This is a genomic window from Mucilaginibacter straminoryzae (assembly GCF_022953055.1).
Classification (GTDB): Bacteria; Bacteroidota; Bacteroidia; order Sphingobacteriales; family Sphingobacteriaceae; genus Mucilaginibacter; species Mucilaginibacter straminoryzae.
The window spans coordinates 58,462-70,611 of record NZ_JALJEJ010000005.1 but is presented as its reverse complement, the minus strand read 5'-3'; the positions used below and the strand labels follow the sequence as shown (position 1 = coordinate 70,611).

The following is a 12,150-nucleotide window of genomic DNA, read 5'->3' as shown; positions in this document are numbered from 1 at the left end:
TAATTATGGAAATGAAAGAGCTGACCCGCGCAGAGGAACAACTGATGCAGGTGTTATGGCAGATTAAAAAAGGTTTTGTAAAGGATGTGATTGATCACTTACCTGAACCTAAACCAGCTTACAACACAGTTTCGACGTTTATCCGGATACTGGAAACCAAAGGCTTTGTGGCGCACGAGGCGCACGGTAAAAGCCACGAATATTACCCGCTAATCAGTAAAGAGCAGTACCAGAACTTTGCTACAGATAAATTGCTGAACGGCTATTTCGACAACTCGGTAAAAAGCATGTTCTCTTTCTTTGTAAAAAAAGAAAAGATAGATATGAAAGAAGCCGATGAGATTATGAAGCTGATTGAAAAACTAAAAGATAAATAATTGCAGCGATGACCTGGTGGCAATACCTTATACTGGCTAATATTTACCTGCTGCTATTTTGCGGGTTTTACAAGTTATTGCTCCGTAGGGAAACGTTCTTTTATCTTAACAGACTGTACCTGGTCAGTACAGCGATATTATCCTTTTTGCTGCCGCTGATACAGGCAGACTGGGCCCGGCAGCTGTTTATCACCCAGAAGATCAACCATACCATTTACCAGCTTGACCCGATGATGATCTACCAGCAGCAGCAGGATGACGACCGTTTTACGGTAGGCAGTATTTTAGGGATAGTATACCTGGTCGGAATGGTCTTGCTGGCGCTGCGCTTTATTATTCAATTGCTGATTTTAAGAAAACGGCTGCAAAGCGAACTACCAGATGATGCTTATTCTTTTTTCGGCACCATCAAGTTGAGTGATAAGATCATTGGCCGCAACATTATCCTGGAACATGAACTGGTACATGCGCGCCAGTGGCACTCTGCAGACATTATTTTGGTAGAGGCCATCATGATCGTCAACTGGTTTAACCCGGCCGTTTATTGGTACCGTAGCACCATTAAACATATCCACGAATTTATTGCTGACAGGAATGCCATTAATAACGGCACTCCGCGACACGAATATGCACTGCTGTTATTAAGCGAAACCTTTAAAACACCACCGCACCAGCTTTCTAATCCTTTCTTTAACCATAGTTTGTTGAAGCAGCGCATTCAAATGCTGCAAAGGAACAAGTCGCACAAGGTGGCTTTGCTGAAATATGGATTATCTGCGCCATTATTTGCCCTGATGCTGATCCTTTCATCCGCAGCAACCAACACCCAACAGGCTATTCAAACCATGAGCAGCAATGCCCGGCTGATCTTACAGATCCCGGCAAACCCTTCTATCATAAAGGCGTTGCAAAGCCCGCTCAAGTTGGATGCAGGTATTGCAAAAAATACAACTACCGCGCAACCTGCCGCACGCAGGCCTGCGCTTTCCCCGGCGCACTATACGGTTGCCATAACGCAAGCAGATACTTCGGCAGCTTTCAACCCGGTAACTCACCAGCCGGAATATCCGGGCGGAGTAAAAGCCTTTGCTGCATTTATTGGCCGTAATATAAAACAGACACTACAAGTATCTGACGGCAAACCCATAATTATGAAATTTATGGTCGAAAAAGATGGCACGCTCTCTGAAATCGAGGGGTTACGCGGCAGCCCCGAAGCCATACGCGAAGCCACCCGTGTACTTTCCCTAAGCCCTAAGTGGGAACCGGGCGAACAGGATGGCTATACTGCAAGAATGCAAATGGTGGTACCCATGCGTTTCAAGCTACCTTCGGAAAACATGCTCATGACCACCCACGCTACGGGGGATACAAGCGGACGTATTAAAGTTATTAGTATCTCTTCTAACGCTTCCGGCCAGGCAACATTTACACGTACAGATACCACTAAGTCGTCTGGAAACGTACTTATCTACCGGTTACCGGCGGGGCCACGGACACCGGGCAATGATTTATCGAAAAAGCAGCCGCTATATATTGTTGACGGCGTAGCTTCAGATATTTCAGCACTCAAACACTTTAAACCCGATCAGATAGAACGGATAAACATTCTGAAAGGCGAGCAGGCAGTTTCTGCCTATGGTGCAAATGCCCAGAACGGTGTGATTGAAATCACTACAAAACCAATGAGGTTCAATGCTGCAAACGCACAGTAAACACTCTGGTAAATATCATGCTGATTATTGGTCTGCAAAATCGGCTTGCTGTACCGGGTTATTAAGCACCTGTATCTGCTGGGCAAGTATTTCTGTTTTGTACCGCTTAACCTGTTGCTCGTCAACAATCTTGCGGGTTTGTATTTTACCCTGCACATAAACCAGCTGGCCCTTTTTTAAATCTTGTTTCTCTTCTGTAGCATCAGCAGGCAGCTTGATGTAATGCCATTCCTGGTGCTCGGTAGTCTCTCCGTTCTTCCTGATAAACTCAAGGGTAACCAACGGAAAGCATAACATTTGTGGTTCGTTTTGAAAAGAATGCAGGCGGGGCTCTTTACCAATATGGCCTACTAAAAAAACTTTATTAATTCCAGAATTTGAAAGCATATATAATGATAGATGTATCTTAAGCGTAGAGATGGTGTTGAGTGGTACTGATCAACTGGGCCATACGGGCGGTTAACTCATAAAGATCAAAGGGTTTGGCAACAAAGGCATCACACCCGTAATTACCTAAAGAATCAATGATACGTGGGTAAGCAGACATCAGGATGACGGGTAAAGCAGCGGTCTTCTCCTCGTTTTTAACCTGATGGCACAATTCGCCACCGTTTATTCCATTAAGGATATAATCGATAAGCAGAATATCGGGTTGATACTCATTAATTAAGGTAAAAATGCAGTCACAATCCGTAACAGTGCGCACATCATAGCCCTCATAATTAAGGGCATCCTGCATTGCCTCGAGTATCGCCTCGTCATTATCCAGCACAAGCACTTTCTTCATCGTTGATCGTTTTATAGTCCGAACAGACCCAGGCTGACGTTTATAATCGCTTTATAAGGCAATTACAAATTCAAAAGTTGCAGCGAAGTTTTTAGCATCCGGCCGAGGTTTATGCAACCGGAATATTTTAACAGGAAATCGTAATTTTAATGCCCTTCGGGCAGCTATTCCCCTTGTTTCACATACAACAGATGATAAAACGAAAATAGAAAGCTTAAATCTTACAAGGCAGGTACAAATACGCGGAAAAACAGTACGTTAAATACGTGTTTTATTAATAATTAAAAAATAAGCCCCGAAGGGCCTATTTTTTAAATTTACCGGAATGTTTTATATTAATTAATAATACTATTAACCAATGCGAACCTGACGAGGGCCGCGGTATTACGTGTGTTGGTTTTATCTAAAAGGCTTTGCCTATGCCCTTCTACCGTTCTTTTACTGGTGAACAACTTATCGGCAATTTCCTGGTTGGTGAAACCGTCTGCTATCAGGTTTAACACCTCCATTTCACGTTTAGAGAGATCCACATCAGACAGGTTTTCCAGACTCGGTTCCGGCGCATGCATCAGTTTATTCAACATCCGGAGGGACAGCTCTGAACACAAGTATTGATTGTTATCTGCGACCTGCTTTATAGCAAAGATCATTTCGAGCGAGCCTACATTTTTAAGTAAAAACCCTTTTGCTCCTGCTTTAAATGCCTGGATAATATATTTCTCATGATCCAGCATGGTCAGCACCACAATCTTTGCCGGGTGCCCCACTTCGTTTAAGCGGTTGATCAGTTCAAGGCCACCTACAACCGGCATGTTCATATCTGCCAGGATCACATCCGGGTTGTGCCCGCTATCCAGCATATCCAAAACATCCTGTCCATTTACGGCTTCGCCAATAATTGAAAACTGGGAATCTTTCTCTAACAAAGACTTGATGCCATTACGGACGATATTATGGTCTTCTGCCAGAATAATCTTGATCATAGTTACGTAGTTTAAATAATTTTTAACCGGGGATCAGATTGAATTGTTGACAGTAGGACTATATAAACGGATGAAAGATTAACATCCATGTAGTTTTTACGCATAAGAAGATCAGTTTGTTATTATTCACAAATAATAACTAGCGCATTTCTGTTTGCAATAAACACGGAAATTTATTTACCTGCGACTAAACAGGTATTACAGGAAAAAAAGTATCTATGAACTACGGCAGGTTAAAACAAGCAACTTTTAGGCGTTCTTCACTACAATGCTTTCCACCGCTTCTGCTACCCGTTCGCCTTTGTCGGTAACCTTTTCAAGTACACTGTAAATATCGCTGTATTTGATAATTTCAAGGGGGTCTTGTTCTTCTTCAACCAGGGTAGCCATTGCTTTGCGGTACACGGCATCTGCCTTATGTTCAAGGTGCTTTATTTTAATACAGCACTCGTTAATGGCTTCAAGATTGGTTAAGCTATGCAAATGCTTCACACATTCAGAGATGGTGCTGCACATATCCATGATGATACCGGAAAGCTCGCGGATGGGCTCCTTTATCTCAACCCGGTACATATTCAGCCTTCTGGCAGAAACATCAATATAATCAGCAACGCTATCCAGCGAGGTGATAAAACCGTACATATCATCACGGCCGAAGGGCGAAATCAGCGCTTTACCGGCGATAGCATAGATCTGATTTTTTATGCTGCTGCTTTTTTCCTTTAAACGGCTGATGTTATTGATGTTGATGGTTTCTGAAGCCACTGCGTCAGACTTTACTACCTGGTACAGCAATGATGCCATTTCATAAGTAGTATCTGCTCCCTGGTCAAAAAGCCGGTAAAAAACCGCATTGTTGCCAGGCATAATGCCGAAAAGCGAATTTTTCATGTTTGGTAGTGTAAAGATAAAGCTGCGAAAGTTAAGAAAGGTTTAAACAAATATTAAGCAATTGTTAGTAAAAGCAAAAGCCGCTCTTACGGGCGGCTTTGCTGGAGTATGTATCGGATAGTAATTTTTATTGGAAAATATTACCTGTAAGGCGGTAGCCTGCAGCAGTGTTGCTATACCAGTCTGTATAGGATATACCGCCAGATTTAGCCCAGTCAACAAAGTGAGGGTAGGTATCTGTGATGCTTTTAGTTTCTGCAGGATAGTTGAACTGCTCATTGAAACTGATTGCCCATGGCATATTATCGCTTGTTTGGTAATAGCGGTTGTTACTCACATTTGAGTTATCGTCGTCGGTGCCGAACAGTTGTTTGTTAGCCAGGCTGGTAGGCACTTTGCCGGGCAGGTGTATTTCATAACCCCTGCGCATATTGCTGATCAGGAACGGATTGAACTGAGCCACATCCAGCGAACTTTGTGCAGTAGCAAATTTCACTACCACGGTAGCTGTACTGCCGGTTACTTTAGCTTTACCAATAATGGTGTTGATAAAGAACGATCCGTCAGGGTTTTTCAGCAGGTTTTCATGATCGTCAAACGGAACGATAACCGCATTCATTTGGTTGGCTTCTACCCCGTTACCGGCCAGTGTGATATAGCTTTTGGTTAATTGCTGCCCTGTTACCGATGCAACTGCTGCTGCTGCAACCGGTAATTGTACACCGAAACCATTGTGGAAAGATGCACCCGAAGCGCCAACTTTAAAGTCGCCCTGCATTTCTACTACCTGGTTTTGTGCATTCTTTGTAAAAGTGTAGCGGTAATTCAGCAATAAGTCGTTCAGGTCATAATCGCCTTTCTTAGGCCAGTTATCTTCAAAGGCAAGGGTGGCATAAGTACTTGCAGACGGATAATAGCTGATATAAGCTTTTGTCGCGTCATTCGGAAAAGCATCCAGTTGATCCAGGACACCATCACCGTCGCTGTCGCCGCCGTTATCTACTACAGCCACATTGTTATTAGAAATAGCCGTGATAGGGTTTGATGTAGCATAGAATACCAGGTCGTTGAAATCATTATCAGAACCTGTCTGTCTGTTCTGATCTTCAAAACCCATCAGGTAAAGCTTATGCACATTGTCATACAACATAACGGTATGTTTGCGTAAAGCTGCGGTATTTTCGGGGTTAAACTCATCCTGGGTATAGAATTTGGTAGCGCCCGCGTTAACACCGCTTCCGGTCCATGCATTTTGGATCAGCACAAAACCGATAGAAGTACCGGCATCAAAAGTACCCAGTTTTACTTTATCACCAGATTTCAGTCCGCCACCAGAACCAGATGCAGAAGCGTTGGGGAATATGTAAGTAATTTTATCAATACCATTTGCCCAGGTACCGCCGCCAGCAGTGGTTGGAGGGGTGCCTGTTTTATAGGTATAGTAAGCCAGCGTGTTCTGGTAACCTGCGCCTTCAGATACAAAGGTGATCCAAACGTCTGCTTTAGCAGTAACGTTGATGGTACGAACAGCGGTATTGCTTAAATATTCAGGGTGCGCATTCGGTACCGGGTTACCTTCTGGCAATGAAGCATTCACATAAGATAGTAACGAAGCGTCAATTACATCTGGCGTTGTTTCCAGGTACGCCGGTCTGCCCAGGTTGGTGGGGCTTACGAATGCATTACTTGAGCTATAGCCCGAAGGATAAACAAACTCTGTTGTGTATACACCGTTGATAGAAACCTTGTTGGTATTAGCTGTCGGGTTGTTATTGATGGCATCGGCAATGATATCACCGCTATAGCCATCTTTACCGCCGATTGTCGCAGTTACTTTGTTGCCGTTGATTGCGGCGGTAGCATTTTGCATTAAACCGATATAGGCCGGGTTGATCACCACCTTATCATAATAAGCAGGAACAGTGAAAGTGCCGGTAAGATTACCGGATTTATCTGTTACACCTTTAAAAACTGAAGCATCCGGGTTGGTATTGCCGGGAAGGTAAACACTAACTACTACGCCTGAAAGCGCAGCATCATTATTGGCGCGCAGGGTAAGGTTAAGGGTTACGCTTTTAGTTGTAGCGAAGTTGAAGCCGTCTGGCGCAACTTTGTTTACACTGGTCTGCGGCGTAGTTCCGCTGCTGCTGTTGTTGTCTTTTTTACAGGCAACCAGGGCAGAAACCCCAGTGATAAGAAAAAAAGTAAAAAACCTGTTCATAAAATTAACTATCAATAAAATGAATACTTCTACGGGGTATAGGCAAATAAAGTTCCAGCAATGTGCCTAAAAGCAAAAAGGCCCTAAAACGGGCCTCAGTGTAGTTTTATTAACTAAAAAGACATTATTTATCCCGATAGTTGGGGTTTTCACGCCGCAAACTATGGGAATGTTTTCCCCAACGGAGGAACGTCAGGATTCGAACTGTGGAAGCTCCAGCGTAAAACTGGTTCCCTTTTCCGGTTCAGAAGTAATAGAGAGTTTTCCTTTAAGGCTGTCCATAAGATGCTTTACCAGTGCCAACCCAAAGCCATAACCCTGTTCGCCGCCGGTACCGGTAGTAGATTCGCCCTTGCCAGTCAATATCATCTGTATTTTATCTTCGGTCATACCCACGCCTGTATCACTCACTACTATCTGCAAGGTGTTGCCTTTAGTACCAACGTTCAACGAGAGCTTAACAGATACCAGTCCATCTGCCGGTGTGAACTTTATGGCATTAGAAACCAGGTTACCGACAATCTGAAGCAGTTTATTTTTAGAAAAAGGCACCTTTTCATTATCCGGGCTGGATACCACTTCGAACTTTACATGCTTGCTTTTGGCTTGCGGCCCGTAAAGCTTCAGCAACTTCTCCTTTAAAACCGCCAGGTTAAACTGGTTGCTGTTCAGTTTATCCGCCTTTTTCAGCAATTGGTCGTTACCTAATATCTCATCGGCCAATTCCAGGATAGATTTACCGCTTTTATAGATCAGCGTAACAAATTCCAGCACCTCTTCCATCTGGTTTTCATCACCCTGTTCTGCGATCACATTAGCCAGGCCGATAATACCGCCTAAAGGCCCGCGGATATCATGCGCCAGGCGGCGTTGCGTTTCTGACGCCGTTTTAACTTTATCCTGTAAGGACTCTACCAGGTGCAGGATTTTTAACCGGGTGACGATCTCGCCGGCAATGATCCTCAGCAGCTCTTCTTTCTCGGGCGAAAGCGCCTTATCCTCTTTAGGATCTAAAACACAAAGCGCACCGATATGGTAGCCATCTGCCCGAAGCGGAACACCATAATAGTAACGAACATTCGGATCACCTGTTACATATAATTTGTCTTTAAAGCGGTCGTCAAGCGAGAGGTTCTTCACCTCGAATTTTTCATCTGAAACTATAGTATACTGGCAAATGGAATCTTCGCGAGGTAGTTGTTCAATCTCGAGCCCATAGTTTGCAACAGACCATTGGGTAAAAGAATCAATTAGGTTGATGAGCGAAATATCAGTACCGGCCACCTTTGCGGCAAGGCGGGTAAGGTCTTTCAGACTATCATTTAAATTACTGTAATCCAGATCGAGGTTAGAAAGCGCACTGATACGATCAAACTCGTCAGCTGGGATTGGCGGAACATTATTCATAAAGGGGCAAATATTAGCTTGGCTTATTATTGGTTTTACGCGGCAGATTTAAGGATTTTTTTCCTTTTCCACGCTATATTTAATGTCAAAGTTAAGTTAGGCAGCTTAATACTTCATGTAATTGAGTAACGGTTTTAAAACGTTCGTTCTCAATGGTGTGCTCAATCTGTTCGTGTATCCAGGTGATATGGTAAGGTACATGGATGGCATGCCCGCCGATATTCAGCACCGGGATCACGTCAGATTTTAAAGAATTACCGATCATTACCAGCTCTTCCGGCCGGATATCCAGGTGCTTTACCAGTTTCAGATAGTTGGCATCGTCCTTTTCAGACATAATCTCGATATGGTGGAAATAATTGGTCAGCTCTGATTTGCGCAGCTTCCGCTCCTGGTCGAGCAGATCACCCTTGGTAGCTACCACGAGCCGGTATTTTCCGTACAACTGCTGAAGTACCGCTTCTACTTCGGGCAGCAATTGAATAGGTTCATTTAGTAAATTTTTGCCCAGCTGCAATATCTTTTCAATCACCTCTGTACCGCAGGTACCGTCTGATACTTTCAGCGCGGTTTCAATCATAGAAAGTACAAAGCCCTTCACGCCGTAACCATACAGCGTCAGGTTTTCTATCTCGGTTTTCAGGAGTTCTTTTTCGAGGCTATGAAGCGACAGATATTCCTGAAGCAGTTCGCAAAAAGCTTTTTCTGTATCCCGGAAATACGACTCGTTTACCCAAAGGGTATCATCTGCGTCAAAAGCCACTACTTTTATCTGGTGCATAAGGTGCTAAGCTTATTTGATCTACCTGCAAAGTAAGTGCTTTATAATCAAATAATCATAGCAACATTGACGGATCAGCCGATAGTTTCCCAATTGCCGCTGTTATCCAGGCTACGGTAAATGGCATCAATCACCCGCATATCCTTCAAACCCTCCTCACCCGGAACACGGGTTGGTTTATTGTTCATCACACATTGCGCAAAATCATCCATCTGCGCCTGCTGCTGATTAATCTGAGGAAACAGTAAAGGGCCGTCGCTGCGCTTTCCGGCAATGCCGCCGTAACCATAAGCCGGTTCTAGTTCAAAACTGCCACGTTCTGCTTTGGCCCTTAAATACCCCCAGTTGTTGTTATAGCTTGATTTACCCGTGGTAACTAACCCGCCCGGGAATTGCAGTTCCCAAAATACGGTTTCGTCTACTTCCTTAAATAGCTCCGGGTTAGTTTTCTCCTGCCTTGCCCTTACTTTTAGTGGCTCCATCCCAGTAGTATACCTGGCACCCTGGATCGCATAAATACCCATATCCATCAATCCACCACCACCGGCAAGTGCTTTTTTCAAACGCCAGGCGTTGGGGTCACCGCCGTATTTGAAACCGTTGCCATTATCCATAGACGTAATTTTCCCCAGCACCTTCTGCTGACCAAGCCGCATCACTTCCATATTATGTGGTTCGAAATGGAGCCGGTAACCGATAGAAAGCATCCGGTTTGCTTTTTTACACGCGGCAATCATTTCCTCGCAGTCACGCGCATTGAGCGCCATTGGCTTCTCGCAGATCACGTGTTTACCTGCCTGTGCAGCACGAATAGTAAATTCCTTGTGCAGCGCAACAGGCAGCACCACGTACACAATATCTATATCCGGGTTATTTTTTATTTCGTCGAAATTCTGGTAGTTATAGATGTTTTTCTGCGAAATGTTGTATTTCTTGCTCCACTCCACCGCCTTTGAAGGCGTACCTGTAACAATACCGGCCAGGTAGCAATATTGTGCTTGCTGTAAGGCTGGCGCCAACTGCCCGCCTGCGTATCCGCCTAAACCAACCAATGCTATTCCTAATTTTTTTTGTGGCTGTGCTGAACATGCCGCCAACGCAGACAGGGTTGATCCTAAACTAAGTGCACCGACACCCAAGGCACCCGTACGGATAAAAGCCCTGCGTGAAAATTTCTTGGATGAATTCATAACGTACTGATTTTATCGGTTTACAGATGCTGCTTAGGGTACAGCTGTTATCTTATAAAGATAAAAAACCGGTTATGGTTTAGCTATTCTTAAATTATCAATAACCGGGCTTAAATTGGCGATGAACATTAGGCGTAAACTCGTTATGTTTGAAAGTTCAACGCATGTATACCAGGGAAGAGGCATCAAATATCAAACAGGCATTCTGGACCGCCTTCGGGCAGTACCTGTCGCCTGTAACATCTGCAGAGGGGTTGAAAGTGAACTGGGTGAATTATAAAACCGGACTGAAAAATGTTTACTTCCGCATGCAGGCCGATAAAAGGACGGCAAGTATCGGCATCGAGCTTACCCACCCTGATGCCGGTATTCAGGAATTATTCTTCGAACAGTTTAAAGAACTCCGCAATGTTTTGCATAGCTATTTGGGCGAAGAATGGGACTGGCAGTTGCACACCCGCGACGAATATGGCAAAACCATCAGCCGCATCGGTACCGTTATGGAAGGCGTAAGCGTATTTAAACGCGAAGATTGGCCGCAGATTATCTCTTTCTTTAAACCAAGGATCATCGCGCTGGATGAATTCTGGAGCGATGCCAAATACAGCTTTGAAGCTTTAAAATAGCCTTTTGAGGCCAATTTACTCTCAGATTCGTTAGCTATTTGCCTCGTGGCAACAGAAATAAATTGAGATAGATTTAATATTTTCATTTAAATAATTTAACTTACAACACAAGTTATTTACCTAAATTTCCGTTTCCTAATTAATGAAGATGGCAAAAAGAACGAGTTTCAACTGGTCTGACGAGTGTGAACCGCATAAACTGCGAACAAAAAAAATTATTACCGAACATCCGGAGATCCGGAACCTGATCGGACGGAACCCTTATACCTTCCTGGTGATCCTGCTCTGCGTTAGCATTCAGTTTGCGCTGGCGTTTGTGCTTAAAGACCAGGCCTGGGGATGGAGTATTGCAGCGGCTTACCTGATCGGTGCGTTTGCCTGTCATACCCTGCATGTGTGCATCCACGAATGTTCGCATAACCTGATCTTTAAAAATCGCACGCTAAATACCATCAGCAGTATTATTGCTAACCTGCCTATGGTAGTGCCTACAGCGGTTTCTTTCACCAAATACCATATCAAGCACCACGCTTACCAGGGTGTGGAAGAATTGGATGCCGATATGCCTTACCGCTGGGAAGCCAAACTGATCAACAACTCTACTTTAGGTAAAGCAGTGTGGTTGTTATTTTACCCGATATTCCAGGCCATTCGCCCGGCAAGGTTAAAAGAAATTCAGCTTTGGGATGCCTGGACCATTGTTAACCTGGTGGTGCAGATCGGTGTTTCTGTGGCGGTTTTCTATTTCTTGGGCATTAAGGCTTTGGTATTTCTTACGCTGAGCTTATTCTTCTCGGTAGGCTTACACCCGCTGGGCGCACGCTGGGTGCAGGAACACTTCCTTACCCACGGTGATCACCAGGAAACCAAAAGCTATTACGGTCGCTTAAATGTACCTAACCTGAACGTAGGTTTCCATAACGAACACCATGATTTCCCTTCGGTGCCATGGAATAAATTGCCGGAAATTAAAAAGCTGGCGGGTAAACATTATGACGACCTGGGCTACCATACCTCATATACCAAACTGCTGTTAGAATTCCTGTTCAGCCGCGAACTTTCTATTTATTCGCGTACTGCACGTTCTAACAGGGGCAAAAAAGCTTCGGAGATGAAACCGGTGGCCATACCGGTAACCAATAACGAAATTGCACAAAGAGTAAGCGCTTAGA

12 protein-coding genes are annotated in these 12,150 nt (G+C 44.3%); 4 read left to right on the top strand and 8 right to left on the bottom strand.

Annotated features, from left to right (window positions below; all coding sequences use genetic code 11):
- Nucleotides 1-5 precede the first annotated feature (5 nt).
- Complete coding sequence (locus MUY27_RS12205) at nucleotides 6-377, top strand: BlaI/MecI/CopY family transcriptional regulator (RefSeq protein WP_245130308.1); 372 nt, start codon at nucleotides 6-8, stop codon at nucleotides 375-377.
- An 8-nt stretch (nucleotides 378-385) separates the two neighbouring features.
- Entirely contained in the window at nucleotides 386-2,092 is a 1,707-nt protein-coding gene (locus MUY27_RS12200) for a M56 family metallopeptidase (protein WP_245130307.1), read from the top strand.
- A gap of 24 nt (nucleotides 2,093-2,116) precedes the next feature.
- Here MUY27_RS12200 and MUY27_RS12195 read toward each other — a convergent pair whose 3' ends face one another.
- From MUY27_RS12195 to MUY27_RS12160, 8 genes are all read right to left on the bottom strand, one after another.
- Nucleotides 2,117-2,479, bottom strand: a complete 363-nt coding sequence (locus MUY27_RS12195; protein WP_245130306.1) for a single-stranded DNA-binding protein — start codon at nucleotides 2,477-2,479, stop codon at nucleotides 2,117-2,119.
- Nucleotides 2,480-2,498: 19 nt separating this feature from the next.
- Nucleotides 2,499-2,879 carry a response regulator transcription factor gene (locus tag MUY27_RS12190; protein WP_245130305.1) on the bottom strand — a complete coding sequence of 127 codons (381 nt, stop codon included), beginning with the start codon at nucleotides 2,877-2,879 and terminating at the stop codon, nucleotides 2,499-2,501.
- 335 nt (nucleotides 2,880-3,214) lie between these two features.
- Complete coding sequence (locus MUY27_RS12185; RefSeq protein WP_245130304.1) at nucleotides 3,215-3,862, bottom strand: response regulator; 648 nt, start codon at nucleotides 3,860-3,862, stop codon at nucleotides 3,215-3,217.
- 249 nt (nucleotides 3,863-4,111) lie between these two features.
- Nucleotides 4,112-4,753 carry a DUF47 domain-containing protein gene (locus MUY27_RS12180; protein WP_245130303.1) on the bottom strand — a complete coding sequence of 214 codons (642 nt, stop codon included), beginning with the start codon at nucleotides 4,751-4,753 and terminating at the stop codon, nucleotides 4,112-4,114.
- A 127-nt stretch (nucleotides 4,754-4,880) separates the two neighbouring features.
- Complete coding sequence (locus MUY27_RS12175; RefSeq protein WP_245130302.1) at nucleotides 4,881-6,974, bottom strand: LruC domain-containing protein; 2,094 nt, start codon at nucleotides 6,972-6,974, stop codon at nucleotides 4,881-4,883.
- A gap of 192 nt (nucleotides 6,975-7,166) precedes the next feature.
- A complete protein-coding gene (locus MUY27_RS12170) occupies nucleotides 7,167-8,381 on the bottom strand; it encodes a GAF domain-containing sensor histidine kinase (protein WP_245130301.1) in 1,215 nt (404 codons plus the stop codon).
- Between the two features lie 91 nt (nucleotides 8,382-8,472).
- Complete coding sequence (locus MUY27_RS12165) at nucleotides 8,473-9,162, bottom strand: HAD family hydrolase (RefSeq protein ID WP_245130300.1); 690 nt, start codon at nucleotides 9,160-9,162, stop codon at nucleotides 8,473-8,475.
- 74 nt (nucleotides 9,163-9,236) lie between these two features.
- Nucleotides 9,237-10,352: a Gfo/Idh/MocA family protein gene (locus tag MUY27_RS12160; RefSeq protein WP_245130299.1), complete on the bottom strand. Its 1,116-nt coding sequence runs from the start codon at nucleotides 10,350-10,352 to the stop codon at nucleotides 9,237-9,239.
- 149 nt (nucleotides 10,353-10,501) lie between these two features.
- Between MUY27_RS12160 and MUY27_RS12155 the strand changes: the two genes are divergently transcribed.
- The gene (locus MUY27_RS12155) at nucleotides 10,502-10,978 is read left to right on the top strand and encodes a DUF4268 domain-containing protein (RefSeq protein ID WP_338042673.1); all 477 of its coding nucleotides are present in this window, start codon (nucleotides 10,502-10,504) and stop codon (nucleotides 10,976-10,978) included.
- A 148-nt stretch (nucleotides 10,979-11,126) separates the two neighbouring features.
- Nucleotides 11,127-12,149, top strand: coding sequence for a fatty acid desaturase (locus MUY27_RS12150; RefSeq protein ID WP_245130298.1), 1,023 nt, complete (start codon nucleotides 11,127-11,129; stop codon nucleotides 12,147-12,149).
- Nucleotide 12,150 lies beyond the last annotated feature (1 nt).